Source organism: Cupriavidus sp. FW306-01-F10A (assembly GCF_058782785.1).
Genome location: NZ_JBYSYA010000036.1, coordinates 17,852 through 44,356, shown reverse-complemented (window position 1 = coordinate 44,356; position 26,505 = coordinate 17,852). Strand labels below are relative to the sequence as shown.

Here is a 26,505-nt window from a genome sequence, read left to right as displayed (position 1 = left end):
AACTACACGGGCCGGTCTGGCCGTCTAAACGACGCTCAGACTTTACCGCACTGGTCTGGTTTGAACATACAAGCGGCACCAGGCGCCTGTCAGCGGCCGCCGCCCTGGCGGCCGCCCTCCGCCCTGCGCTCAGTCGTAGATGACCTTGTAGCGCTTGCCAATCCGCTGCCATTCGTCAGCCTCCTGTGCCAGGCTGTATTCGATCAGCGGATTGGCCTCGATCCACACCTTCGGCAGGCGCACGGTGAAGCCTTCGTCCAGCGCCTCGGCCAGCTGGCTCACGCGGATATCGGGCAAGGCCACGTCCGAGCGGCGGCGGCACAGCACAAAGGCCAGGCGCAGGCTGAACAGCATGCGCCAGTCGACGAACCTGCCGCTGCCCGACAGCTTGCCGAGCTTGCCCGCATGGCCCAGCAGCAGCGTCGCCAGCCGCGCCTGGTCGGTCTTGGAAAAGCCCGGCATGTCGGCATGGGTGGCGATATAGGCCGAATGCTTGTGGTAGCCGCTGTGCGAGATCGACATGCCGGTCTCATGCAGGCTGGCGGCCCAGCCCAGCAGCGCCAGGTTGTCCTCGCGCCGTTCGTTGGCCGGCTCCGGGAACTGTGACAGCAGCGTCTGCGCGGCACGGCGCACGCGGCCGGACTGGGCCCGGTCCACGCCGTAGCGGCGCATGAACTGGTCCACCGTGACGGTGCGCATGTCCTCATGGTGGCTGCGTCCGAGCAGGTCGTACAGCACGCCCAGCCGCAGCGCGCCGTCGGTGACATCCATGCGCTCGATATCGAGTTCGGCAAACACGCCCAGCATGATCGACAAGCCGCCCGGCAGCACCGGGATGCGGTCCGCCTTGAGGCCGGTCAGCTTGACGCGGTTGGTGTTCTCGGCCTTGATCAGCGCGCGCTTGAGGCGCTCCAGCCCTTCGCGCGTGATACCGTGCTCGGCGGTGCTGTCGTTCATGCCATTGAGTTCGATCAGCTCGGCCAGCGCGCGCGCCGTGCCCGACGAGCCGACCGCCTGCTCCCAGCCCGCGGCGCGGTACTGGCGCACCAGCACCTGGATCTCGCGGCGCGCGGCCAGCTCGGCCTGCTTCATCGCGTATTCGTCGACGTTGCCGCTGGGGAAGAACTGGCGGCTGTGCGATACGCAGCCGATATACAGGCTTTCCATCAGCTTGGACTGGTAGCCGTTGCCGATGATGAACTCGGTCGAGCCGCCGCCGATATCGACCACCAGGCGGTTGCCCTGGCAGGCCGGGGCGTCGTGCGAGGCCCCGAGGTAGATCAGCCGCGCTTCCTCGCGCCCGGCGATCACTTCGATCGGGAAGCCCAGCGCGCTTTCGGCCTCGATCAGGAACTCGGACGCGTTCTTGGCCACGCGCAGTGTATTGGTGGCGACGGCACGCACCTGGTTGGGCGCGAACTCGCGCAGCCGGTCGCCGAAGCGCCGCAGCGCATCGATGCCACGGCGCCGCGCGGGCTGGTCCAGGTATTTGTCGGGAGTCAGGCCGGCGGCCAGGCGCACCGGCTCGCGCAGCGCGTCGACCTGGAAGATCTGGCTGGCCGGGCCATTGGCCGTGGGGGTCTCGTCCACCCGCCCGATCATCAGGCGGAAGCTGTTCGAACCCATGTCGACGGCAGCCAGCAGGCGTGGGGTGTTGTTCATCGTGTGCTAGGAGGGCTGGTTCGCGTTGGCGTTGCGTGGCGCGGCAGGTGCACTCTGGTGCCTGGGCCTGCCGGCGTTCGCGCCCGGGAAAAATATGTCCTGGTCATGTCTGCATCATGACAAAATCAAACTGTCATAAAAGTGACACGTTTTTATGAAAAAGTCGCCACATTACCAAAAGAAGGTCATGCTCATGTCGACGACTCCGTCCAGTACGCTGCTCAACCGCGAACTGGGCATCCTGGAATTCAATGCCCGCGTGCTGGCGCAAGCGGCGGACCCGAAGGTCCCGCTGCTGGAGCGGCTGAAATTCATCTGCATCGTGTCCAGCAACCTGGACGAGTTCTTTGAAATCCGCATGGCGGGCCTGAAGGAACAGATGCGCGACAACGCTTCGGGGCTGACGCCGGACGGCCTGTCATTCCAGCAGACCTACCAGCTTGTCACCGAGCGCACGCAACGGCTTGTGGCTTCGCAGTATGACATGCTGCAGAACACCATTTTTCCACTACTTGAAAAAGAGGGGGTCTTTTTCCACCTGACCACCACCTGGACCGACGCCCAGCGCGAATGGGCGCGCGAATTCTTCCAGCGCGAACTGGGGCCGGTGCTGACCCCGATTGCACTGGATCCCGCCCACCCCTTTCCCCGCGTGCTCAACAAGAGCCTGAACTTCGTGGTGGAATTGTCCGGCAAGGACGCCTTCGGCCGCGAGGCCGACCTGGCCATCGTGCAGGCGCCGCGCGCGCTGCCGCGCGTGGTGAAGATGCCGGAGAAGCTGTCGGGCTACCCGTATGGCTTCGTGATGCTGTCGTCGTTCATGCAGGGCTTCGTGCATGAGCTGTTCCCGGCGATTGCCGTGCACGGCTGCTACCAGTTCCGCGTCACGCGCAACTCCGACCTGTTCGTCTCGGAAGACGAGATCACCGACCTGCGCGAGGCGCTGCAGGGCGAGCTGCCCACGCGCCATTTCGGCGATACCGTGCGCCTGGAAGTCTCGTCGGACACGCCGGCACCGCTGGCGCGCCGGCTGCTGCTGGAATCGGGCCTCGCCGAGCAGGACCTGTATCGTGTTTCCGGCCCGGTGAACCTGGTGCGGCTGATGCAGATCCCCGACATGGTGGACCGGCCCGCGCTGAAGTTTGCGCCGTATGTGCCCGCCCCGGTCAAGGCCTTCTCCGCCGGCGCGTCGATGTTCGACGTGATGCGACAGCAGGACGTGCTGCTGCACCACCCGTACGAGAGCTTCAGTTCCGTGCTCGACCTGCTGCAGCTGGCCGCGGCCGACCCCAACGTGGTCGCGATCAAGCAGACCGTCTATCGCACCGGCAATGAGTCGCTGGTGATGGAAGCGCTGATGACCGCCGCGCGCAACGGCAAGGAAGTGACCGTGGTGGTGGAGCTGCTGGCGCGCTTTGACGAGGAAACCAACATCAACTGGGCCGAGCGCCTGGAATCCGCGGGCGCACACGTGATCTACGGCGTGGTCGGCCACAAGTGCCACGCCAAGATGCTGCTGATCGTGCGGCGCGAGCCCACCGGCCCCAAGGCCAAGCAGGTCAAGCTGCGGCGCTACGCCCACCTCGGCACCGGCAACTACCATCCGCGCACCGCCCGCCTCTACACCGACTTCGGCCTGCTGACGGCCAACGAGGAGATCTGCGAAGACGTGCACCACGTGTTCCAGCTGCTGACCGGCACCGCCGGCACCATCCGGCTGAACCACCTGTGGCAGTCGCCCTTCACCATGCAGAGCAACCTGGTCGACCATATCCGCGCCGAGGCCCGCAACGCGCGCGCCGGCAAGCCCGCGCGCATCATCGCCAAGATGAACGCGCTGCTGGAGCCATCGATCATCGACGAGCTGTACAAGGCCTCGCGCGCGGGGGTGAAGATCGACCTGATCGTGCGCGGCGTGTGCGCGCTGATGCCGGGCGTCCCGGGCATGTCCGAGAACATCTCGGTGCGCTCGATCATCGGCCGCTTCCTGGAACACCACCGGGTCTACTACTTCCACGCCGGCGGCGAAGAGGTGCTGTACCTGTCCAGCGCCGACTGGATGGACCGCAACCTGTTCCGCCGCGTGGAAGTTGCCTTCCCGGTGCTGGACAAGGCGCTGAAGGCACGCGTCATCAAGGAAAGCCTGCAGGTGCACCTGCGCGACAACGCCTCGGCGTGGATCATGCAGCCGGACGGCAACTATGCACGCAAGCAGACGCGCTCGAAGCGTCCACATGTGAGCCAGAACGATATGCTGGTGATGTTTGGGGGGATGCCCTGAGCGGGCTTCTGTTGCCCACCTTGCGCCAGGAGCCGAGGAGGCTTCCCTGAGGCATAACATGCAAAACCCCGCCGCGGCGGGGTTTTCCTTTCCGGCTCAGGCGGCGCGCCGCGAGGTGTCCGGCGACTGCGGCGGCGCGGTCGGGCCGCTGCCTGGCGCTGGCATGTCCGCGCCCTCCACGGCCGAACGCAGGCTGCGTTCAAGCGGGAAGATCACGCGGAACACGCTGCCCCGGCCCTCTTCGCTGGTCACGCGCAGGTCCGCATGGTGGCGTGACAGCACGTGCTTGACGATGGCCAGCCCCAGCCCGGTGCCGCCGGTGTCGCGCGAGCGGCTGCGGTCCACGCGGTAGAAGCGCTCGGTCAGCCGGGGAATATGCTCGGGAGCGATGCCCAGGCCGGTATCGGCCACCGAGAACACGGCATGACCCTCTTCCCAGGCCAGCTTGATGGTGATGCGCCCGCCGTCCGGCGTGTAGCGCACGGCGTTCGACACCAGGTTGCCCAGCGCCGACAGCAACTCGGTCTCTGCGCCGCGCATGCCGACGGTCGGGTCGATCTCGGCCGAGACCTGGTGCCGTCCCTGCGACAGCGCCTCGGCGTCGTGGGTCAGGTGCGCCACCATGGCACGGATCGGCACGATGTCATTGCCGGGCGGCTGCGCATCGCTTTCCAGCTTGGCCAGCGCCAGCAGGTCTTCGACGATGCTCTGCATGCGCACCGACTGCGCCAGCATCATGTCGATGTAGCGGCGCCGGTCGTCTTCCGATACCGGCAGGTCGCGCACGGTCTCCAGGAAGCCGGTCAGCACCGTCAGCGGCGTCTTCAGTTCGTGCGACACGTTGGCAACGAAGTCGCGCCGCATCGCCTCGGTGTTTTCGAGCTTGGTGATGTCCTGCGTGATCACCAGCTTGCGGTTGTCGCCATAGGGCAGGATCTGCACCGCGATCACGCTGTGCTTGTGTTCGCCCATGTCGCGCATCACCAGCGGATCGTCAAAACGCTGCCGGGTCAGGTAGTGGACGAACTCGGGCCGGCGGATCAGGTGGGTGATGCGCTGGCGCACGTCGCGCCGCGCGTTCAGGCCGAAGTGCTGCTCGGCCACGTCGTTGCACCACTCGATCTGGTCGGCGTCGTCCAGCATCAGCACGCCGTTGGGCGAAGCCTGGATGGCCTGGATAAAGCGCGTGTGCTGCTGCTCGACCTGCAGCACCTGGGTGCGCCAGCGCTTGACCAGCCGGTGCAGCCGGTAATACACCTCGCCCCAAAGTCCGAGTGCACTGGGGATCTCGCCGTAGACCGGCGCATCGAGCACCTTCCACAGGCGGTTGATCTGGTACAGGTAGTAGAACAGCAGCCCGAGCAGCGATACGCATGCCAGCGCCAGCGCCGGCACCGGGCCCACGGCCAGGTAAACACCGGCGGACAGCACCAGCAGGCTGATCAGGATGGCCACGGAACGGGCCCAGATGACATTCATGCGCAGGGTTCAGGCTCGCAGCCAGGGAAGGCTGCAGGGTTGCGACGGAGTGTGCCACGAATTCGCCGCGCCCTGCCAGCAGCGTGGGCTCTGGCAGGGCAGCACGTCAAGCCGCCCTCCCATGTCCGGCGCGTCAGGCGCCGGGCGTGCGCGCCAGGCGGTAGCCACTGCCGCGCACGGTTTCGATCATATTGCTGTAGCCGCCGGGGGTGAGCGCGGCGCGCAGGCGCTTGATATGGACGTCGACGGTACGCTCCTCGACAAAGACATGGTCGCCCCAGACCTGGTCGAGCAGTTGCGAGCGGCTGTGCACGCGTTCCGGATGCGTCATCAGGAAGTGCAGCAGGCGGAACTCGGTCGGACCCAGCTCCAGCTTGATCGCGCCGCTCTCGTCCTGGCCGGTGACGCGGTGCGTGGCCGGGTCCAGGCGCAGGCCGTTGATGGCCACCACATCGTCGGTCAGCTGCGGCGCACGGCGGCGCAGCACCGCCTTGATCCGCGCCAGCAGTTCCTTGGGCGAGAACGGCTTGGTGACGTAGTCGTCGGCGCCGGCCTCAAGCCCCATCACCTTGTCCTGCTCCTCGCCGCGGGCGGTCAGCATGATGATGGGGATCTGGCGGGTGCGGTCGTTGGCCCGCAACTCCTTGGCGAAGTTCGCGCCCGACTTGCCCGGGAGCATCCAGTCGAGCAGCACCAGGTCGGGCAGCACATCGCTCATCAGCGACAGCGCCTGCTCGGCGTTATAGGCCCGGATCGGATAGTGCCCCGCGTGCTGCAGGTTCACGGCGATCAGTTCGGCGATCGCCGGTTCGTCTTCGACAACGAGAATACTGCTTGGCATGTAATTGTTCTCCGTGGGCGGCTGAGTTCAGCTCAGCGCTTCGCGCTCCATGTCCTCGCGCGAGACATGGCGGACGTCCGTCCCCTTGACAATGTAAATGATAAATTCCGCGATGTTCTTGGCGTGATCGCCGATGCGCTCGACGGCCTTGGCGATGAACAGGAAATCCAGCGCGACCGAGATCGTACGCGGGTCTTCCATCATGTACGTGATCAGCTTGCGCACGAAGCCGCGGAATTCCTCGTCGATGGCCTTGTCGTCCTTGACGATGCGCGCCGCCGCCACGGTGTCCAGGCGCGCAAAGGCGTCCAGCGCCTGGCGCAGCAGCGAGATCGCCATCTCGCCCGAGAGCTTGACCTCGGCGTAGTTGATGCTGTGCGCCGACGCGTCTTCCATGATGTGCTTGGTGCGCTTGGCGATCTTCTCGGCTTCGTCGCCGGCGCGCTCCAGGTTGGTGATGGTCTTGGAGATGGCCATCACCAGGCGCAGGTCGCGCGCGGTCGGCTGGCGCCGGGCAATGATGTTGCCGCAGTCGGCATCGATCTCGACTTCCAGCGCGTTGAGCTGGATCTCCCGGGCGATGACCTGGTCGGCGGTCTCGCCATCGAAGTCGGCCAGCGCGCGCATGGCGAGCTCGATCTGCGACTCGACCAGGCCGCCCATCTGCAGCAGCTTGGTGTTGATCGCGTTGAGGTCGGCGTCGAACTGGGTCGACAGGTGCTTGTCTGGCATGGGATTCTCCTGGCCGCTTATGGATATGCTACGCCCTGCGGTAACGATCAGCCGAACCGGCCTGTAATGTAGTCTTCCGTTTCCTTGCGGTGCGGCTTGATGAAGATCTTCTCGGTCTCGCCGAACTCGATCAGCTCGCCCAGGTACATGTAGGCGGTGTAGTCCGAGCAGCGCGCCGCCTGCTGCATGTTGTGGGTAACGATCACCACGGTGTACTCATCCTTCAGTTCCGCGATCAGCTCTTCGATGCGGCCGGTGGAGATCGGGTCAAGCGCCGAGCATGGCTCGTCCAGCAGCAGCACTTCCGGGCGGATGGCAATGCCGCGCGCGATGCACAGGCGCTGCTGCTGGCCGCCGGACAGGCCGTAGCCGGACTGGTGCAGCTTGTCCTTGGCCTCGTTCCACAGCGCCGCCTTGGTCAGCGCCCATTCCACGCGGTCGTCCATCTCCGAGCGCGACAGCTTCTCGAACAGGCGCACGCCGAAGGCGATGTTGTCGTAGATCGACATCGGGAACGGCGTCGGTTTCTGGAACACCATGCCGACCTTGGCGCGCAGCAGCGCGATGTCCTGGCGCGCGGTCAGCAGGTTTTCGCCGTCCATGTTGATCTCACCCTCGGCGCGCTGCTCGGGGTACAGCGCATACATCTTGTTGAAGGTGCGCAGCAGCGTCGACTTGCCGCAGCCCGACGGCCCGATAAAGGCCGTGACCTTGCGGTCCGGGATCGACATGTTGATGTCTTTCAGCGCATGGAACTGGCTGTAGTAGAAGTTCAGATTGCGCACGTCGATCTTGGCGCGTACCGAATCGGGAATGTCGATGACGGTGGAGGTCATTGCGTTTCTCGCTTGCAGTCTTTGGGGCGGGACGGATTACCGGCCGCGCCGCTTATTTCTTGAACAGGATGCGCGCCAGGATATTCAGGGCCAGCACGCCAATCGTAATCAGGAACACACCCGCCCAGGCCAGTTGCTGCCATTCGGTGAACGGGCTCATGGCAAAGCGGAAGATCGTCACTGGCAGGTTGGCCATCGGCTTGTTCAGGTCGCTGGTCCAGAACTGGTTGGACAGCGCGGTGAACAGCAGCGGCGCGGTCTCGCCGGCGATACGGGCGACGGCCAGCAACACCCCGGTCACAATGCCGGCGTAGGATGACTTCACCGTGATCGACAGCACCATCTTCCACTTGGGGGTGCCGAGTGCGAAGGCCGCCTCGCGCAGCGCGTTGGGCACCAGGTTCAGCATGTTCTCGGTGGTGCGCACCACGATCGGCACCTGCAGCAGCGCCAACGCGCAGATCCCGGCCCAGCCCGAGAAGTGGCCCATGCGGGTCACCACCAGCGCGTAGACAAAGAGCCCGATCACGATCGACGGCGCCGACAGCAGGATGTCGTTGATAAAGCGGATAAAGCTGGCCAGCGGCGAGCTCTTGCCGTACTCGGCCAGGTAGATGCCGGCCAGGATGCCCAGCGGCGTGCCAAACAGCGTGGCCATGCCGACCATCACGAAGCTGCCGAAGATGGCGTTGGCCAGGCCGCCGCCGGCGGTATTCGGCGCCGGGGTCATCTGCGTGAACAGGTCCAGCGACAGGCCGCCCACGCCCAGCGTGACGGTGGTCCACAGGATCCACGCCAGCCAGAACAGGCCGAAGCCCATCGCCACCAGCGAGGCGGTCAGTGCATACAGGTTGGTGCGGCGGCGGCGCGCCTGCAGCCGGGTGCGGATGGCATCCGCGTCGGGGCGGACCGCCGGGATCGATACGGTAGACACGGCTTGACTCGCGCTCATTTGGTTCCCTCATTCTTTGCCAGTCGCAGCAGCAGCAGCTTGGACAGCGCCAGCACCACAAAGGTAATGAAGAACAGGATCAGGCCCAGTTCCATCAGCGCGGCGGTGTGCAGGCCGGCGCCGGCTTCGGCGAATTCGTTGGCGAGCGCCGAGGTGATGCTGTTGCCCGGCGAGAACAGCGAGGCGCTGTCCAGCAGGTTGGTGTTGCCGATCACGAAGGTGACGGCCATGGTCTCGCCCAGCGCGCGGCCCAGGCCCAGCATCACGCCGCCGATGACACCCGCGCGGGTATAGGGCAGCACCACGTTCCACATCACTTCCCAGGTGGTGCAGCCCACGCCGTAGGCGGATTCCTTGAGCAGCACCGGGGTGACTTCAAACACGTCGCGCATCACCGAAGCGATGTACGGGATGATCATGATCGCCAGGATCACGCCCGCGCACAGCAAGCCGATGCCCAGCGGCGCGCCCTGGAACAGCTTGCCGACCACCGGCAGCTGGCCCACCGTGGCGGCCAGGGGCTTCTGGAAATACTCGCCGAAGATCGGCGCGAACACGAGCAGGCCCCACATGCCGTAGACGATCGACGGCACCGCGGCGAGCAGTTCGATGGCGGTGCCCAGCGGGCGGCGCAGCCAGGCCGGCGACAGCTCGGTCAGGAACAGCGCGATGCCGAAGCTCACCGGCACCGCGATGATCAGCGCGATCAGCGAGGTCACGATGGTGCCGTAGATGGGCACCAGCGCGCCATAGACATCGGCGGGAGGATCCCACTCCGCGGTCCACAGGAAGCGCGCGCCGAAGGTCTGGATCGACGGCCAGGCGCTGATCGCGAGCGAGACGATGATGCCGCCCAGCAGCAGCAGGGTCACGATCGCGGCGCCCCGCGTCAGGCCGCCGAACAGGATGTCGCCCATGCGGCTCGGGGGCTGGACGTTGCGGATCTCGGAGGGGGTAGTCGCCATGTCGGGAATTCAGGGTGGATCGCCGCTCCCGCCTGGGCGGGAGCCCGGTGTCCGGGCCAGTTTCGGGCAGCCCGGCCACCGGCCCCGCACTCGCGCGGGGCCGGCGATGCCGTCAGGATCAGTACAGCGCCTTGCCCGAGGCGTCCTTGACGCTGGTCTTCCAGGTCGAACGGATCTGGTTCACAACGTTTTCCGGCAGCGGCACGTAGTCGAGGTCGGCAGCCATGTTGGCGCCGCTCTTGTAGGCCCAGTCGAAGAACTTCAGCACTTCGGCACCCTGCGCGGCCTTTTCCTGGTTCTTGTGGACCAGGATGAAGGTGGCGCCGGCGATCGGCCAGGCTTCCTTGCCCGGCTGGTTGGTCAGGATCTGGTAGTAGGTCTTGCTCCAGTCCGCACCGGCGGCGGCAGCCTTGAAGGCATCGTCGCCCGGCTTGACCACGGCACCCGACGCGTTCTTCATGTTCACGTGGGTCATCTTATTCTGCTTGGCGTAGGCGTACTCGACGTAGCCGATCGCACCGTTCAGGCGCTGCACGAAGGCGGCGACGCCCTCGTTGCCCTTGCCGCCGGTGCCGCCGCCCGGCCAGTTGACCGTGGTGCCCTCGCCCACCGCGCTCTTCCAGTCCGGGCTGACCTTGGACAGGTAGTTGGTGAAGATGAAGGTCGTGCCCGAACCGTCGGCGCGGCGCACCGGCAGGATGTCCTGGCTCGGCAGCTTGGCCTGCGGGTTCAGCGCCTTGATCGCGGGGTCATCCCACTTCTTGATCTTGCCCAGGTAGATGTTGGCCAGCACTTCGCCCGTGATGGTCAGTTCGCCCGGCTTCACGCCCTGCAGGTTGATCACCGGCACCACGCCGCCGATCACGGTCGGGAACTGGACCAGGCCCTGCTTGTTCAGGTCCTCGTCCTTCAGCGGCGCGTCCGAGGCACCGAAATCGACCGTCTTGGCGCCGATCTGCTTGATCCCGCCCGACGAACCGATGGATTGATAGTTGACCTTGTTACCCGTTGCTTTTTGGTATGCGTCGGCCCACTTGGAATACACGGGCGCGGGGAAAGAAGCGCCTGCACCGGTAATTTCCGCCGCGAACGCAGTGCCCGCCACCACCATCGAAACGATGCCTGCCACGGCAGTCTTGACCAGCTTCATATGTCCTCCAGAGAACATTGGTTGGGAATGACAAATTTTTGACAAGACGAACTCTATGCTCCCTGTATGACAATTCCGTGACATCTTTAAATCTTCTTGGAACCGGCCTCCAGCAAGGGATCGCCGCTACCATCCGGCAGTCATGGTGACGCAATATGACGGCGGTTAATTGCGTTATGGAATAAAAAAACGCCGGGACTGGCCCGGCGTTTCTGGTCAGGGGGCGGCATATCAGGCGCCCAAGGCATCGGCCAGCCGCCTGGCCGCGCGCTCGGCCATTTCGGCCTGCTCGGCCTCGACCATCACCCGCACCACCGGTTCGGTGCCGGAGGCACGGATCAGCACCCGGCCGCGCCCCTCCAGTTCAGGCTCGACCGCCGCGCGCGCGGCCTGCAGGCCGGCATGCGACTGCCAGTCGAAGCCTTTCTGCACGCGCACGTTGATGAGCGTCTGCGGGAACAGCCTTACGCCCTCGAGCAACTGCGCCAGCGTCTTGCCGCTGCGGCGCAGCGCGGCCAGCACCTGCAGCGCCGACACGATGCCGTCGCCGGTGCTGTGGCGGTCCAGGCACAGCAGGTGGCCGGAGCCCTCGCCGCCAAGGGTCCAGCTGCGCTTGTTCAACTCTTCCAGCACATAGCGGTCGCCTACGTTGGCGCGCACAAATTCCACGCCCTGGCGCTTGAGCGCCAGCTCCACCGCCATATTGGTCATCAGCGTGCCCACGGCACCCGGCACCGCCTGCCCAGCGGCCTGGCGGTCGCGCACGATCAGATACAGCAATTCGTCGCCGTTGTAGAGACGGCCGTCGGCATCCACCACCTGCAAGCGGTCGGCGTCGCCGTCAAAGGCCAGGCCCAGGTCGGCTCCATGTGCCTTGACCGCCTCAACCAGCTTGCCCGGCGCCGTGGCGCCGTAGCCGTCGTTGATATTGCGGCCGTCCGGCTGGTTGCCGATCGAAACCACGTCGGCGCCCAACTCATGGAACACGTGCGGCGCGATGTGGTAGGCCGCGCCATGGGCGCAGTCGACCACCAGCTTCAGGCCGTACAGGTCCTGCTCATGCGGGAAGGTACTCTTGCAGAACTCGATATATCGGCCGGGGGCATCGTTGATGCGGCGCGCGCGGCCCAGGTCATCGGACGGCGCGCACACCATCGGCTCTTCGATGGCAGCCTCGATCTCCGCCTCGACCGCATCCGGCAGCTTGTCGCCGTCGGCCGAAAAGAACTTGATGCCGTTGTCGTAGTAGGGATTGTGGCTGGCCGAGATCACCACGCCCGCGGACAGGCGCAGCGCCCGCGTCAGGTAGGCGATGCCCGGCGTCGGCAGCGGGCCGGTCAGCAGCACGTGCACGCCGGCCGAGGTAAAGCCGGCTTCCAGCGCCGCTTCCAGCATATAGCCGGAAATGCGCGTGTCCTTGCCAATCAGCACGGTCGGCTTGCCTTGCCCGGTCTTGGCGCCGTGGGCCAGCACCTTGCCGGCCGCATGGCCCAGGCGCATCACGAAGTCCGGCGTGATCGGCGCCTCGCCGACCCTGCCCCGCACGCCATCTGTCCCGAAATACTTGCGTGTCATTCGCTGATTCCCTTTCTTTACTCTGGTCGTTGATCTGTCTGCGGTGGCCGCGGCTGATTCAGGCCGCGCCAACGGACTCGTTGCGCACCGCCCACCAGGTCTTCACGGCATCCACCGTCTGCTCCACATCATGCACGCGCACGATAAATGCTCCGCGCTCCAGCGCACACACCGCGGCGGCAATGCTGGCCGCAACACGCTGCTGCGGCGGCCGGCCACCGAGGACCGCGCCCAGCGTGGACTTGCGCGAGATGCCCGCCAGCACCGGCAGGCCCTCAAGTGCCAGCCGCGGCAGTTGGCCGAGCAGGCGCAAATTATGATCGGGTGTCTTGCCGAAGCCAAACCCCGGATCGAGGGAGATGCGCGCATCGTCGATGCCGGCAGCGCGCAGCACGGCAATGCGCTCGGCAAGGAACCCGGCCACCTCGGCGACCACGTCATCGTAGTGCGGGTCTTCCTGCATGGTCTGCGGATCGCGCTGCATATGCATCACGCACAGGCCCGCCTGCCCCGCCGCCACGGCCTCGACCGCGCCCGGCATGCGGAAACCCCAGATATCGTTGATGAGATCGGCTCCGGCCGCAAGCGCGGCGCGCATGACCTCGGGCTTGTAGGTATCGACCGAGAGCGGCTTGCCGCAGTCGCGCAGCGCTTCCACCACCGGGATCACGCGCGCCAGTTCGTCTTCCAGCGGCAGCGCCGCCGAACCGGGCCGGCTCGATTCCCCGCCGATGTCGATGATGTCCACACCCTCGGCGATCATCTGCCCGGCATGGCGCAGCGCCGCGTCGCGGCTGGCATGCTGGCCGCCATCGGAGAAAGAATCGGGCGTGACGTTGAGGATACCCATCACCAGCGGGCGCTGGTCCAGGGCAAAGCGAAAACGGCCGCACTGGAAATACCGGGTCTGAGAAGTCTGCTGCAAGGTAGGAATGCTTGATTCAATCCGGGCGCCGCGGATGCCGCGCAAAAGGAAAAGCCGGTGCACCAGGCACCGGCTTCAGGGACAGGCACTACACAGCCATCACTACGGCGTCGTCTGTGAACGAACCAGGATCAGGCCGTGGCGGGCGCGTTGGTCGGCGCCACCGGCGAGCCGCCCGGAGGCGTGCTGCCGCCGCCGTTCGGGCCCGACGCGCTGCGCGGCGGACGCGGCGGCTTGCCGGCCATGATGTCGTTGACCTGGTCGGCATCGATGGTTTCCCATTCCATCAGCGCGTTGGTCATGGCTTCGACCTTGTCGCGGTTCTCTTCGAGCAGGCGCTTGGCCAGCGCGTATTGCTCGTCGATGATGCGGCGGATCTCGGCGTCGACCTTCTGCTGCGTGGCTTCCGACACGGTCTTCGACGACAGCTTGCCGAACATGCCATCCTGCTCGGTATCCACGTAGACCATGGCACCCAGCGAATCGCTCATACCGAAGCGGGTCACCATGTCGCGGGCAAGCTTGGTGGCGCGCTCGAAGTCGTTGGAAGCACCGGTGCTCATGGCGTTGAGGAAGACCTCTTCCGCCGCGCGGCCGCCGAAGAGGATGGCAACCTCTTCCAGCATGCTGTCCTTGTACTTCGAATACTTGTCATGCTCCGGCAGCTGCCAGGTCACGCCCAGCGCCCAGCCACGCGGCATGATGGTGACCTTGTGCACCGGATCGGCCTTGGGCAGCAGCTTGGCCACCACCGCATGGCCCGACTCGTGGTAAGCCGTGGCCCGGCGCTCTTCTTCGCGCATGACCGTCGACTTGCGCTCCGGACCCATATAGATCTTGTCCTTGGCATCTTCGAAGTCCTGCATATCGACCACGCGCTTGCTCCGGCGGGCGGCAAACAGTGCGGCTTCGTTGACCAGGTTGGCCAGGTCCGCGCCCGAGAAGCCCGGGGTGCCGCGCGCGATGATCGAGGCGTCGACATCGTTGCCGATCGGCACCTTGCGCATATGGACCTTCAGGATCTGCTCGCGGCCGCGGATGTCCGGCAGGCCCACGTAGACCTGGCGGTCGAAACGGCCCGGACGCAGCAGCGCCTTGTCCAGCACGTCGGCACGGTTGGTCGCGGCGATCACGATCACGCCCGAGTTGGCCTCGAAGCCGTCCATCTCGACCAGCATCTGGTTCAGGGTCTGCTCGCGCTCGTCGTTGCCGCCGCCCATGCCGGCGCCACGATGGCGGCCAACCGCGTCGATTTCATCGATGAACACGATGCAGGGTGCTTGCTTCTTGGCGTTCTCGAACATGTCGCGCACGCGGGCCGCACCCACGCCGACGAACATTTCCACAAAGTCGGAACCCGAGATGCTGAAGAACGGTACCTTGGCCTCGCCGGCAATGGCGCGCGCCAGCAGCGTCTTGCCGGTACCCGGAGGGCCGACCAGCAGCACGCCGCGCGGGATGCGCCCGCCCAGCTTCTGGAACTTCTGCGGGTCCTTCAGGAAGTCGACCAGCTCGACCACTTCTTCCTTGGACTCGTCGCAGCCGGCCACGTCCTGGAACGTGACGGCGTTCTGGTTCTCGTCGATCAGGCGCGCACGCGATTTGCCGAATGAGAAAGCGCCGCCTTTGCCGCCCCCCTGCATCTGGCGCATCATGTAGAACCAGAACACGATGATCAGCAGGGTCGGCCCGAGGTAATACAGGGCCTGGACCAGCACGTTGGGTTCGTCGTCCGCCTTGCCGGTCACCTGGACGCCGTACTTCATCAGGTCGCCAACCATCCAGATGTCGCCCGGCGAGATGATGGTGTACTTGGCGCCTTCCTTAGGCGAGACCACCAGGTTGCGGCCCTGCACGTCGACACGCGACACCTTGCCATTCTTGGCGTCATCCATGAACTGCGAATAGGTGACGCTGTCCTGCGCACGGGGCTTGTCGAACTGCTTGAAGACGGTAAACAACACCAGCGCGATCACGAGCCAGATTGCCGCCTTTTGAAACAGGTTGTTATTCAAGGCCGAACTCCTTTGCAATTGCCTTGCCAACGGATAGCTGCATTGTAATGCAGCGCCCGCCCTCGGGGGGAAACAGAGAAACTATGATGCCGATAGCACCGGGTGGGGCACTTTCCACGCTTCTTTTTTCGCCCTGGCTTGTATCGAGACCGGTCAATCCACTGCCTTGAGGTAGCGCCCAAGGATAAAGGTTTCGGAAGACTTGTCGCGAGACGCCTTGGGCTTGCGTTTCGCAACCACTTTGAAATGCCGTTTGAACTTCTCCACGATCTGGCTGTAGCCGCTCCCGTGGAAGCACTTTACCAGCAATGCCCCCTCCGGCTTAAGGTGGGCCTGCGCAAATTCCAGCGCCAGGTCGCACAGGTACTCGATCCGTGCTGCATCGGCGAAGGCCACACCGGACAAATTGGGGGCCATGTCCGACAAAACAAGGTCAATCTTGTTACCGCCGGAGGCGTCCAGCACCACACTTTCCAGTTCGCGGAAGACCGATTCCTCGCGGAAGTCCCCCTGGATGAAAGTGACGTCGGCGACCGGTTCCATCGGCAGCAGGTCGATCGCGACCACGGCGCCATCGATCCTGCCGTCCTTGGCCCGGGGCGAGTCCGCCAGCTTGTTGCGGGCGTACTGGCTCCAGCTGCCCGGCGCCGCGCCCAGGTCGACGATCACCTGCCCCGGGCGGATCAGCTTGTCCTGCTCGTCGATCTCCTTGAGCTTGTAGGCCGCGCGGGCGCGATAGCCCTCGCGCTGGGCCATTTTCACGTACGGATCGTTGATGTGGTCGTGCAGCCACGAATGATTGAACTTGTTTTTTGCCATGCCAGTTACCAGCCTGTTCCCTGCCCCGCCCGCCGCTCAATGCCGCCCGCGAAGGTTTTCCTACTGTTTTGATGATTTTGCTGCCCGACAGTGCCGGATTGACGGATAATACGCGCCAATCCGCATACCGACCGCCGGCTCGCCTTATCAGCTGCCGGCTTGCCGCCCCCGGGCGGCCGTCGGCAGCCTGTCCTTGCCCGACCCGCCGTGTCACGACCGGCGCGGGCTGCAGCGCCCGATTTCCGGCGCCCACGCGCTCTATCACTATTTCAAGCGCCTAATAATCAGCGCCAACCTATGCCCGCTCTACAACTAGTCCCTGCCCAGCGCTCTGACCTGCGCTCCCGTGCCCATGCCCTGAACCCGGTCGTGATGGTCGGCGCCGAAGGCCTGACCCGTGCCGTACTGGCCGAGATCGACCGCAGCCTGGCCGCCCACGACCTGATCAAGATCCGCGTGTTCGGCGACGATCGCGACGCGCGCATCGCCATCTACGAGGAAATCTGCGACCAGCTCAGCGCCGCGCCGATCCAGCATATCGGCAAGCTGCTGGTGGTCTGGCGTCCGGGCGAAGCGCGCCTGAAGGAAAACCAGGCCGAAGACCTGGGCCGCCACACCCCCGCCCGCCGTGGCGGCGCGGCCCCGCGCACGGTGACGGTCAAGAAGCCCAGCGCCGCGCCGAACCGCCGTCCGACCCGCAAGGAAGTCACGGTGCTTGGCAACGAGCGCGTCACCGCCGGCGGCAATGTGAAGCGTTCGCGCGCACGCCCGACCAGCCAGAAGAAGAAGGCGCTGGGCTGAGCACGATCAGCTGAAGCATGACGGGGTTGCTGCCAGGCGACGCCCGATGCCGGCACGCCACGCCCGTGGCCGTGCCGGCGGCCGGGCCTCACTCCCCGGCCGAACGCGGCGCCGAAGCGCGCCACACCAGCACCAGCGCCAGCAGGCTTTGCAGCAGGTAGAAGGCGCTCGACACGCCGTGCAGCATGCCGAACTGCGCCTTGTAAGGCGATTCCGAAACGCCGACGCCCAGTGCCAGCGCCTTTTCCTTCAGGCCGGCCATGAACGGCTGGGTGCCGAAGTAGCCCGCCAGCACGCAGCACAACATGCCCAGCACCAGCCAGCGCAGGCCGCGATAGCGGTGGGCACCGCGCCGGATCATCACGTTGCACAGCACCAGCTGCAGCACGCCGATGGTGACCCCGACGATGGCCTCGGTATGGAACAGGTGCCCGGCGATCATGCCCGCCATCTCGCGGCTGGGCAGCACCGAAAACAAAGTCGGCGCCACCATGTAGCCGACGGTCCAGAGGCTGCCCGCCCACACCACCGTCAGCAGCAGGAAGATGCGGTGCGGCAGCGGCGGCAGATTGTTATAGGAATTGGAGAACACGTGCCGGTCTTTCCGGGGGCCGGGCCAGGTGCAAGCCTGCCGGCCGGGCCGGCGTCAGATATAGCGTACGGTAATGACTTCGTACTCGCGCTCGCCGCCAGGGGCCAGCACGGTTGCGACGTCGCCTTCGAACTTGCCGATCAGCGCACGCGCGATGGGCGAGCTGACCGAGATCTTGCCGACGTCGATGTCGGCTTCGTCATCGCCCACGATCTGGTAGCTGACGGGACTGCCGGACTCCAGGTCTTCCAGGTCCACAGTCGCGCCAAAGACGATGCGGCCGTCGGTGTCCAGCTGGGTCGGGTCGATGATCTGTGCGGCCGACAGCTTGGCCTCCACTTCCAGGATGCGGCCTTCGATAAAGGCTTGCTTTTCCTTGGCGGCGTCGTATTCGGCGTTTTCAGACAGGTCGCCCTGTGCGCGGGCTTCCGAGATCGCATTGATCACCGACGGACGCTCGACAGCCTTCAGGCGCTGCAGCTCCTCCTTCAGGAGCTCTGCGCCACGCTTGGTAATCGGAATGGTGCTCATGTCTTCGTTCAACAAAAAAATGAGCCGCAGCGGAGCTGGAGCCATCCCTGGCCAATGCTGCCAGGGCACTTCCGCTCAACCGCGGCTTTCAGACAGGACCGAATGCGGGCACGCCGCATCGATCGGCGAATTTGACGTAGTTTAGGCCAGGAAGCCCGCCGGCAGCAACTCCGGCGGGCTTCCTGGACTTGACCGGGCACAACCCGCCCGGCCAGTGGCAATGTGCCGCTTGCCTTACCTGCGGGGCTTCAGGCCAGCGAGGCGTGCAGGCTCTGCAGGTCGTAGACCTCCAGGCTCTGCATGTGCTTCAGGCCCTCCACCGCGGCGCGGGCGCCGGCGATGGTGGTGTAGTAAGGAATGCGGTGAGCCAGCGCCGAGGTCCGGATCGAGCGCGAATCGGCAATCGCGGTGCGGGTTTCGTCCACAGTGGTGAACACCAGCGCCAGTTCGCCGTTCTTGATCATGTCCACGATATGCGGACGGCCGTCCTTGACCTTGTTGACGGTCTTGACCGGGATGCCGGCGGCCTCGATGGCCGAGGCGGTGCCGCGGGTGGCAACGATCGGGTAGCCCATGTCGTGCAGCATGCGAGCCACGCCAACGGCGCGCGGCTTGTCGCTGTCCTTCACGGTGATCAGCACGGTGCCCTTCTCCGGCAGGCGCGAACCCGCGGCCAGCTGGCTCTTGAACAGCGCCTCGCCGAAGGCCTTGCCCACCCCCATCACTTCGCCGGTCGAGCGCATTTCAGGTCCGAGGACCGGATCGACGCCCGGGAACTTGTTGAACGGGAACACCGCTTCCTTGACGCTGTAGTACGGCGGGATGACTTCTTCGCCGATGCCCTGCTCGTCCAGCGACTGGCCCGCCATGCAGCGCGCGGCGATCTTGGCCAGCTGCAAGCCGGTGGCCTTGGACACGTACGGCACAGTACGCGAGGCGCGCGGGTTCACTTCCAGCACATAGACGGTATCGACGCCGTCGTTCTGCTGGATCGCGAACTGCACGTTCATCAGGCCGATCACGTTCAGCGCCTTGGCCATCGCGGCGGTCTGGCGCTTCAGTTCAGCCACGGTCTCGGCCGACAGCGAGTACGGCGGCAGCGAGCAGGCGGAGTCGCCCGAGTGCACGCCAGCCTGCTCGATGTGCTCCATCACGCCGCCGATGAAGACGCGCTTGCCGTCGGAGATGGCATCGACGTCGCACTCGATGGCGTCGTTCAGGAAGCGGTCCAGCAGCACCGGGGAATCGTTCGAGACCTTGACGGCCTCGCGCATGTAGCGCTCGAGGTCGCGCGGCTCATGCACGATTTCCATGGCGCGGCCGCCCAGCACGTACGACGGGCGCACCACCAGCGGGTAGCCGATCTCTTCGGCCAGGCGCAGCGCCTCGTCCTCGGCACGCGCGGTGCGGTTGGGCGGCTGGCGCAGGCCCAGCTCCTGCAGCAGTTTCTGGAAGCGCTCGCGGTCTTCGGCCGCGTCGATCATGTCGGGGCTGGTGCCGATGATGGGCACGCCGTTGGCTTCCAGGTCCAGCGCCAGCTTCAGCGGGGTCTGGCCGCCGTACTGCACGATCACGCCGACCGGCTTCTCGAGCGCGACGATCTCCAGCACGTCCTCCAGCGTCAGCGGCTCGAAGTACAGGCGGTCCGAGGTGTCATAGTCGGTCGACACGGTTTCCGGGTTACAGTTGACCATGATGGTCTCGTACCCGTCTTCGCGCAGCGCCAGCGCGGCGTGCACGCAGCAGTAGTCGAACTCGATGCCCTGACCGATCCGGTTCGGGCCGCCGCCCAGCACCATGATCTTCTTCTTGTCGGTCGGCTGCGCCTCGCACTCGCCATGCTCGGCCTCGTAGGTCGAGTACATGTAGGCGGTGTTGGTGGCGAACTCGGCCGCGCAGGTGTCCACGCGCTTGTAGACCGGGCGCACGTTCTGGGCGATGCGCGCTTCGCGCACGGCCTTGGCGTCGGTCTTCAGCAGCTTGGCCAGGCGGCGGTCGGAGAAGCCCTTCTGCTTCAGGAAACGCAGCTCGGCGGTCGACAGGCTTTCCAGCGTGCGCGTCTTGACCAGGCCTTCGGTCTTGATGATGTCTTCGATCTGGGCCAGGAACCAGGGGTCGATGTCGGTCTCGGCATAGACCTCTTCCAGCGACATGCCCAGGCGGAAGGCGTCGCCCACGTACCAGATGCGGTCGGGGCCGGCTTCGCCGATTTCCTCGACGACCTCGTCACGGTCCGACGACTTTTCGTCCAGGCCGTCGACGCCCACTTCCAGGCCGCGCAGGGCCTTCTGGAACGATTCCTGGAAGGTGCGGCCCATCGCCATCACCTCGCCCACCGACTTCATCTGGGTGGTCAGGTGGCTGTCGGCCTGCGGGAATTTCTCAAACGCGAAACGCGGCACCTTGGTGACCACGTAGTCGATCGACGGCTCGAACGAAGCCGGGGTCGCGCCGCCGGTGATCTCGTTCTTCAGCTCGTCCAGCGTGTAGCCCACGGCCAGCTTGGCCGCGACCTTGGCGATCGGGAAGCCGGTGGCCTTGGAGGCCAGCGCCGACGAACGCGACACGCGCGGGTTCATCTCGATGACGATCATGCGACCGTCCTTCGGGTTGATCGAGAACTGCACGTTGGAGCCGCCGGTGTCGACGCCGATCTCGCGCAGCACGGCCAGCGACGCGTTGCGCAGGATCTGGTATTCCTTGTCGGTCAGGGTCTGGGCCGGAGCGACGGTGATCGAGTCGCCGGTGTGGATGCCCATCGGGTCCAGGTTCTCGATCGAGCAGATGATGATGCAGTTGTCCTTCTTGTCGCGGACCACTTCCATCTCATACTCTTTCCAGCCCAGCAGCGATTCTTCGATCAGCAGCTCGCGCGTCGGCGACAGGTCCAGGCCGCGCTTGCAGATCTCTTCGAATTCTTCGCGGTTGTAGGCGATGCCGCCGCCGCTGCCGCCCAGCGTGAACGACGGGCGGATCACGATCGGGTAGCCGCCGGTGCCGGTTTCCTGGGCAATGCGCGACTGCACGGCCATGGCTTCGTCCATCGAGTGGGCGATGCCCGACTTGGCCGAACCCAGACCGATCTTGGTCATGGCGTCCTTGAACTTCTGGCGGTCCTCGGCCTTGTCGATGGCTTCCGGCGAGGCGCCGATCAGCTCGACCTTGTATTTCTCCAGCACGCCGTGACGGTGCAGGTCCAGCGCGCAGTTCAGCGCGGTCTGGCCGCCCATGGTCGGCAGGATCGCGTCCGGGCGTTCCTTCTCGATGATGCGCTCGACCACTTCCCAGGTGATCGGCTCGATGTAGGTCACATCGGCCGTGTTGGGGTCGGTCATGATGGTCGCCGGGTTCGAATTGACCAGGATGACCTTGAAGCCTTCCTCGCGCAGCGCCTTGCAGGCCTGGGCGCCGGAGTAGTCGAACTCGCACGCCTGGCCGATGATGATGGGGCCCGCGCCGATGATCAGGATGCTCTTGATGTCTGTGCGTTTTGGCATTGCACGCTCTCTTTATGGGCCGGCCCGCCTTGCCTGCGGACCGCGCCGGTAATCAGGGAATCCGTCAGGATTCAAAAATATCGTCTTGCTCAGTTCATCGTGGCCGTCGCCAGCTTGGCGCCGAAGCCGATGAACATCGCGCCCACCCCGCTCGACATGCCCGCCGACAGGCGCCGGCGGCGCCGGAATGCGTCGGCCAGCTTCGCGCCCACGAAGATGATCGTGGTCAGGTAGGCAAAGCTGCAGAACTGGGCGACCAGGCCCAGCACGGAGAACGACAGCACCGGGTAAGCGAAGGCCGGGTCGACAAACTGGATGAAGAACGAGATGAAGAACAGGATCGCCTTCGGGTTCAGCAGGCTGATCAGCAACGCCTTGCGGAACGGGTCGGACTGGTCGGCCTTGCTAACCGGCGCGGTGGCGGCGGCATCGCCGCGCGCGGCCCAGTTGCGCAGCGCGCCGCGCAGCATGCTGAAACCAATCCACGCCAGGTAGGCCGCGCCAACGTACTTCACCACGTAGAACAGCGCCGGGCTGGCCTTGAGCAGCGAGGCCACGCCCGCCGCCGACAGCACCATCAGCACGAAGTCGCCCAGGAACACCCCGCACGCGCCCTTGTAGCCGGCGCGCACGCCGCGCTGCGCCGCCACCGACAGCACATACATCGAGTTCGGCCCCGGCAGCAGCACGATAAAGATCGTGCCCAGCACATAGGTCCAGAAATCGGTGATGCCGAAAGCGGTATGCATGAAGGCGTTCATGGGATGTCCCTGAGGTCTGCGCTGTTCTTCTTGCCCGCTTACTTGCGCGCGTCCGTCATCAGCTTGATGAAGCGGTCGAACAGGTAAGCCACGTCGTTCGGACCGGGCGACGCCTCCGGGTGGCCCTGGAAGCAGAAAGCCGGCTTGTCGGTCAGCGCGAAACCCTGCAGCGAACCGTCGAACAGCGACTTGTGCGTCACGCGCACGTTCGACGGCAGCGTGTCCGCATCGACCGCGAAGCCGTGGTTCTGCGACGTGATCACCACGCGGCCATCGTCCAGGTCCTTGACCGGGTGGTTGGCGCCGTGGTGGCCGAACTTCATCTTCAGGGTCTTGGCGCCAACTGCCAGCGCCATGATCTGGTGGCCCAGGCAGATGCCGAAGGTCGGGATGCCGCGCTCGATGAACTCGCGCGTGGCGGCGATGGCGTAGTCGCACGGCTCGGGGTCGCCGGGGCCGTTGGACAGGAACACACCGTCCGGATTCAGCGCCAGCGCGTCGGCGGCGCTCGCCTGCGCGGGCAGCACCGTGACCTTGCAGCCGCGCTCGGCCAGCATGCGCAGGATGTTGTACTTGACGCCGTAGTCATAGGCGACCACGTGGAATTGCGGCTTGTCCTGCTTGCCGTAGCCTTCGCCCAGCTTCCATTCGGACTGGGTCCACTCGTACGGTTCCTTGACCGAGACCACCTTGGCCAGGTCCATGCCGGCCAGGCCGGGGAACGAGCGGGCCAGGTCGATGGCCTTCTGGACATTGTCTTCGCCGGCCAGGATGCAGCCGTTCTGGGCACCCTTTTCGCGCAGGATACGCGTCAGCTTGCGCGTATCGATGCCGGCGATGGCCACCACCTTTTCCTGCTTCAGGTAGTGGGCAAGGGTGTGCTCCTTGCGGAAGTTCGAGGCCAGGATCGGCAGATCCTTGATGATCAGGCCGGCGGCATGGACTTTCGTGGCTTCGACATCCTCAGGATTGACCCCGTAGTTACCGATATGCGGATACGTCAGCGTGACGATCTGCCGGGAGTAACTCGGGTCGGTGAGGATTTCCTGGTAACCGGTGATGGCGGTGTTGAACACCACTTCACCGATGGTATGGCCGGAAGCGCCAATGGAATAGCCACGAAAGACCGTGCCGTCTGCAAGCGCGAGAATGGCGGACGGAAAAGACGGTAACACGGGTAGGCTCCTGCTGGACTCACCCCGTGACCGACCAATCGACGCCTCGTGCCTCCCAGGCTGGATCCGTGACGGCGGCAGCGGCATTGCGCCGATGCGGTCGGATCCGGTTGCGACATGCTCCTTGCGTCACATTGAATGCGGACAGCAAAGGCGGCGCGGCTGGGGGCGGCGGAAGGTGGAAAGCGGTAGGCGCTAGGGTGAAGGGTTCTGAAAGCGAAACTTTCAAATTATATCCCGCGCAACCCAATTTCTCAAGTTTTCAAGGACTTGCACGCGGCAGGCGCCGGCTGCGCCACGCCGCCGGCCACCATCCAGCCCTGTGCCTGCTACGTTACGCCCGCGGCGGCACGACCGCCGTGACCTCGATTTCCACCTTGGCGCGCGGCTCCACCAGGTCCGCGACCTCGACCGCCGTCATCGCCGGAAAGTGGCGGCCGATGATGGCCCGGTAATGCTGGCCGATCGCCCCATAGGCGCCGACATATTCCGCCTTGTCCTTCACATACCAGGTCATGCGCACGATATGCTCGGGCAGCGCGTCGCCGGCCGCCAGCACGGCAACCACGTTGCGCAGCGCCTGCGCCACCTGCAGGCCGAAGTCGTCGGTCTCGAATTCACATTTGCCGGTCCAGCCGATCTGGCCGCTGACAAAGAGGAGGCGGCTGCCGACCTGCATTTCGGTCATGGTGCCGTTGGCGTAGCCACGCGGGGGCGCCCAGTCGGGCGGCTGCAGGATGTTCATGGTGCGTTTTCCTGTTGGTATCTGTATGAGTAGATGGAATTCGGGGATTCAGGCCGTCGCGACCAGGTAGGACGACATGGCCTGGCGCACGGCATCGGGCAACGGCTGCGGAGCAATCGAGCCGGTATCGACGCAGACCAGCCGCTGCGTCACTTCCATGCGGGTATCGTCATACGGGCCGGCGAAGCGGATCGCGAGGGTAAAGCTGGACTGGCCCAGCTTCAGCACGCGCAGCTCGCGCGTCAGCACCTCGCCCAGCCGGCTCGGAGCCAGGAAGCGGCACTCCAGCTCGGCGGTCGGCACGCCGGCGCGGCCCTCGCCATGCATGGCATCGAAGGGCCAGCCCAGCGCCTCGCTGAACCAGTCTTCGATCAGGTCGTTGAGCATCTCGAAATAGCGCGGGTAGAACACGATGCCCGCGGCGTCGCAGTGCTTGAAGCGCACCAGGACGGTGCTGCGGAACACGGGGCTCATGGCTTCCCCGCCTGGTTGACGCCGCCATTGCCGCCGCCATTGCCCTGCTCCGCCATCTGCCGCAGCCGGAAGCGCTGCAGCTTGCCGGTCTCGGTGCGCGGCAGCGCCGGCACGAACACAATGCGGCGCGGATACTTGTAGGGCGCGATCTGGCGCTTCACGTAGTCCTGCAGCGCGGTGCGGGTAGCGTCGTCCGCCGCCACGCCCTCGCGCAGCACCACATAGGCCATCACCACCTGGCCGCGCCCGTCGTCGGGCGCGCCGACCACACCGCATTCGGCCACTGCCTCGTGCTGCATCAGTGCGCTTTCCACCTCCGGCCCGGCGATGTTGTAGCCGGCTGAGATGATCATGTCGTCCGAACGCGCCTGGTAGAAGTAGTAGCCGTCCTCGTCGACGAAAAAGGTATCGCCCGGCAGGTTCCAGCCCGCCTTCACATAGTTGGACTGGCGTGGATCGTCCAGGTAGCGGCAGCCGGTCGGCCCCTGCACCGCGAGCTTGCCGACCTGCCCCGGCGGCAGGGGCTGCATGTTCTCGTCGACGATCTGCGCGACATAGCCCGGCACCACGCGCCCGATCGCGCCCGGCCTGACCTCTGCGCCGGCGCTGGAGATAAAGATATGCATCATCTCCGTGCCGCCGATGCCGTCGGTCATCTCGATGCCGGTGGCCGCCTTCCAGCTCTGGCGCGTGGCGTCCGGCAGGGCTTCGCCGGCCGACACGCTCTTCTTCAGGCTGGACAGGTCGTAGCGCCGCGCCAGCGCTGCCATCTGCCGGTAGAAGGTCGGGGCGGTAAAGACAATGGTGGCGCGGAAATCCTGGATCAGCCCGAGCAGCGTCTCTGGCGTCAGCTTCTCGGCCAGCACGGCGCTGGCGCCGATGCGCAGCGGGAAACACAGCATGCCGCCCAGCCCGAAGGTGAACGCGATCGGCGGCGTGCCGCAGAACACGTCGTCGGGCCGCGGGCGCAGCACGTGGCGCGGGAACAGGTCGCACATGGCCAGCACGTCGCGATGGAAGTGCATGGTGCCCTTGGGCTGGCCGGTGGTGCCGCTGGTAAAGGCGATCAGGCAGACGTCGTCGCTGGCGGTGTCGCAGGCCTCGAAGGCATCCGGCTTGCCCGCCATCGCCGCCTCCAGCGAACCCTCGCCTTCACCGTTGAAGTACAGCGTGCGCGCCAGGCTCGGGCAATGGAATTCGCCGCCGGCCTGCAGGTTGGCATCGAGTTCCTCGCGCAGCCGCGCATCGCACAGCGCGGCGCCGACCTGGGCCTTGTCGATGATCTGCTTCAGTTCCTTGGCGCGCAGCAGCGGCATGGTCGGCACCGCGACCAGGCCCGCCTTGAGCGTGGCCAGCCAGCTGGCGGCCATCATCAGGTTGTTGGGCCCGCGCAGCAGCACGCGATTGCCGGGCACCAGCTGCATGTCCTCGACCAGCACATGGGCGATGCGGTTCACCAGCGCCGCCAGCTGCGCATACGTGACCGTCTCGACCTGTCCGTCGCGGCGATGGCGGATGGCGATGCGCTCGCCGCGGCCTTCGCGCACATGGCGGTCTACCAGTTCCACCGCGGCATTCATCCGCTCCGGGTAGTCGGTATCGGCATTGAAGCGGAACACCGGCCACATATCGGGCGGCGGCAGGCGGTCGCGCGCGAAGGTATCGAGGTGGGCTGTGGTCGCCATGGCTTGTCTCCT

The 26,505-nt window shown here is 65.5% G+C and carries 22 protein-coding genes; 2 read left to right on the top strand and 20 right to left on the bottom strand.

Annotation, left to right across the window (positions count from 1 at the left end; translation table 11 throughout):
* Nucleotides 1-129: 129 nt before the first annotated feature.
* The gene (gene ppx / locus AC3WLF_RS29765) at nt 130-1,662 is read right to left on the bottom strand and encodes an exopolyphosphatase (protein WP_492320602.1); all 1,533 of its coding nucleotides are present in this window, start codon (nt 1,660-1,662) and stop codon (nt 130-132) included.
* A 154-nt stretch (nt 1,663-1,816) separates the two neighbouring features.
* Between ppx and ppk1 the strand changes: the two genes are divergently transcribed.
* Nucleotides 1,817-3,943 (top strand): polyphosphate kinase 1, encoded by a 2,127-nt coding sequence (ppk1, locus tag AC3WLF_RS29760; protein WP_081050189.1) that lies wholly within the window; start codon nt 1,817-1,819, stop codon nt 3,941-3,943.
* Between the two features lie 96 nt (nt 3,944-4,039).
* Here the strand turns inward: ppk1 and phoR are convergent, their stop codons facing one another.
* From phoR to AC3WLF_RS29705, 11 genes are all read right to left on the bottom strand, one after another.
* Complete coding sequence (gene phoR, locus AC3WLF_RS29755) at nt 4,040-5,422, bottom strand: phosphate regulon sensor histidine kinase PhoR (protein WP_492320601.1); 1,383 nt, start codon at nt 5,420-5,422, stop codon at nt 4,040-4,042.
* Between the two features lie 133 nt (nt 5,423-5,555).
* On the bottom strand, nt 5,556-6,263 hold the full coding sequence (phoB, locus tag AC3WLF_RS29750) for a phosphate regulon transcriptional regulator PhoB (RefSeq protein ID WP_492320600.1): 708 nt from the start codon (nt 6,261-6,263) through the stop codon (nt 5,556-5,558).
* 27 nt (nt 6,264-6,290) lie between these two features.
* Nucleotides 6,291-6,995 carry a phosphate signaling complex protein PhoU gene (gene phoU, locus AC3WLF_RS29745; RefSeq protein WP_018309301.1) on the bottom strand — a complete coding sequence of 235 codons (705 nt, stop codon included), beginning with the start codon at nt 6,993-6,995 and terminating at the stop codon, nt 6,291-6,293.
* A 47-nt stretch (nt 6,996-7,042) separates the two neighbouring features.
* Nucleotides 7,043-7,831, bottom strand: a complete 789-nt coding sequence (gene pstB, locus AC3WLF_RS29740) for a phosphate ABC transporter ATP-binding protein PstB (protein ID WP_013957282.1) — start codon at nt 7,829-7,831, stop codon at nt 7,043-7,045.
* 52 nt (nt 7,832-7,883) lie between these two features.
* The gene (pstA, locus tag AC3WLF_RS29735; RefSeq protein ID WP_492320599.1) at nt 7,884-8,783 is read right to left on the bottom strand and encodes a phosphate ABC transporter permease PstA; all 900 of its coding nucleotides are present in this window, start codon (nt 8,781-8,783) and stop codon (nt 7,884-7,886) included.
* Nucleotides 8,780-9,748: a phosphate ABC transporter permease PstC gene (pstC, locus tag AC3WLF_RS29730; RefSeq protein WP_011615657.1), complete on the bottom strand. Its 969-nt coding sequence runs from the start codon at nt 9,746-9,748 to the stop codon at nt 8,780-8,782. Before pstC ends, pstA begins: the two co-directional genes overlap by 4 nt.
* Before the next feature lie 118 nt (nt 9,749-9,866).
* Nucleotides 9,867-10,898: a phosphate ABC transporter substrate-binding protein PstS gene (pstS, locus tag AC3WLF_RS29725; protein ID WP_492320598.1), complete on the bottom strand. Its 1,032-nt coding sequence runs from the start codon at nt 10,896-10,898 to the stop codon at nt 9,867-9,869.
* 231 nt (nt 10,899-11,129) lie between these two features.
* A complete protein-coding gene (glmM, locus tag AC3WLF_RS29720; protein WP_492359217.1) occupies nt 11,130-12,473 on the bottom strand; it encodes a phosphoglucosamine mutase in 1,344 nt (447 codons plus the stop codon).
* A 58-nt stretch (nt 12,474-12,531) separates the two neighbouring features.
* Complete coding sequence (gene folP, locus AC3WLF_RS29715) at nt 12,532-13,398, bottom strand: dihydropteroate synthase (RefSeq protein ID WP_041687450.1); 867 nt, start codon at nt 13,396-13,398, stop codon at nt 12,532-12,534.
* Nucleotides 13,399-13,529: 131 nt separating this feature from the next.
* Nucleotides 13,530-15,413 (bottom strand): ATP-dependent zinc metalloprotease FtsH, encoded by a 1,884-nt coding sequence (gene ftsH, locus AC3WLF_RS29710; RefSeq protein WP_010814315.1) that lies wholly within the window; start codon nt 15,411-15,413, stop codon nt 13,530-13,532.
* 153 nt (nt 15,414-15,566) lie between these two features.
* A complete protein-coding gene (locus AC3WLF_RS29705; protein WP_010814316.1) occupies nt 15,567-16,232 on the bottom strand; it encodes an RlmE family RNA methyltransferase in 666 nt (221 codons plus the stop codon).
* Nucleotides 16,233-16,529: 297 nt separating this feature from the next.
* Between AC3WLF_RS29705 and AC3WLF_RS29700 the strand changes: the two genes are divergently transcribed.
* Complete coding sequence (locus AC3WLF_RS29700) at nt 16,530-17,033, top strand: YhbY family RNA-binding protein (protein WP_010814317.1); 504 nt, start codon at nt 16,530-16,532, stop codon at nt 17,031-17,033.
* Nucleotides 17,034-17,121: 88 nt separating this feature from the next.
* Here the strand turns inward: AC3WLF_RS29700 and AC3WLF_RS29695 are convergent, their stop codons facing one another.
* The 8 genes from AC3WLF_RS29695 to AC3WLF_RS29660 form a co-directional block, all read right to left on the bottom strand.
* Entirely contained in the window at nt 17,122-17,625 is a 504-nt protein-coding gene (locus AC3WLF_RS29695; protein ID WP_010814318.1) for a DUF4149 domain-containing protein, read from the bottom strand.
* 54 nt (nt 17,626-17,679) lie between these two features.
* The gene (gene greA / locus AC3WLF_RS29690; protein ID WP_492320594.1) at nt 17,680-18,156 is read right to left on the bottom strand and encodes a transcription elongation factor GreA; all 477 of its coding nucleotides are present in this window, start codon (nt 18,154-18,156) and stop codon (nt 17,680-17,682) included.
* A 248-nt stretch (nt 18,157-18,404) separates the two neighbouring features.
* Complete coding sequence (gene carB, locus AC3WLF_RS29685) at nt 18,405-21,653, bottom strand: carbamoyl-phosphate synthase large subunit (RefSeq protein WP_492320593.1); 3,249 nt, start codon at nt 21,651-21,653, stop codon at nt 18,405-18,407.
* Nucleotides 21,654-21,742: 89 nt separating this feature from the next.
* Nucleotides 21,743-22,414, bottom strand: coding sequence for a leucine efflux protein LeuE (gene leuE / locus AC3WLF_RS29680; RefSeq protein WP_439670747.1), 672 nt, complete (start codon nt 22,412-22,414; stop codon nt 21,743-21,745).
* 38 nt (nt 22,415-22,452) lie between these two features.
* On the bottom strand, nt 22,453-23,589 hold the full coding sequence (gene carA / locus AC3WLF_RS29675) for a glutamine-hydrolyzing carbamoyl-phosphate synthase small subunit (RefSeq protein ID WP_492320592.1): 1,137 nt from the start codon (nt 23,587-23,589) through the stop codon (nt 22,453-22,455).
* Between the two features lie 334 nt (nt 23,590-23,923).
* Nucleotides 23,924-24,334, bottom strand: coding sequence for a RidA family protein (locus tag AC3WLF_RS29670; protein WP_010814323.1), 411 nt, complete (start codon nt 24,332-24,334; stop codon nt 23,924-23,926).
* A gap of 48 nt (nt 24,335-24,382) precedes the next feature.
* A complete protein-coding gene (locus tag AC3WLF_RS29665) occupies nt 24,383-24,808 on the bottom strand; it encodes an acyl-CoA thioesterase (RefSeq protein ID WP_492359216.1) in 426 nt (141 codons plus the stop codon).
* Nucleotides 24,805-26,493 (bottom strand): AMP-binding protein, encoded by a 1,689-nt coding sequence (locus AC3WLF_RS29660; RefSeq protein ID WP_492356225.1) that lies wholly within the window; start codon nt 26,491-26,493, stop codon nt 24,805-24,807. The genes AC3WLF_RS29665 and AC3WLF_RS29660 overlap by 4 nt, the downstream gene beginning before the upstream one ends.
* Nucleotides 26,494-26,505: the final 12 nt, after the last annotated feature.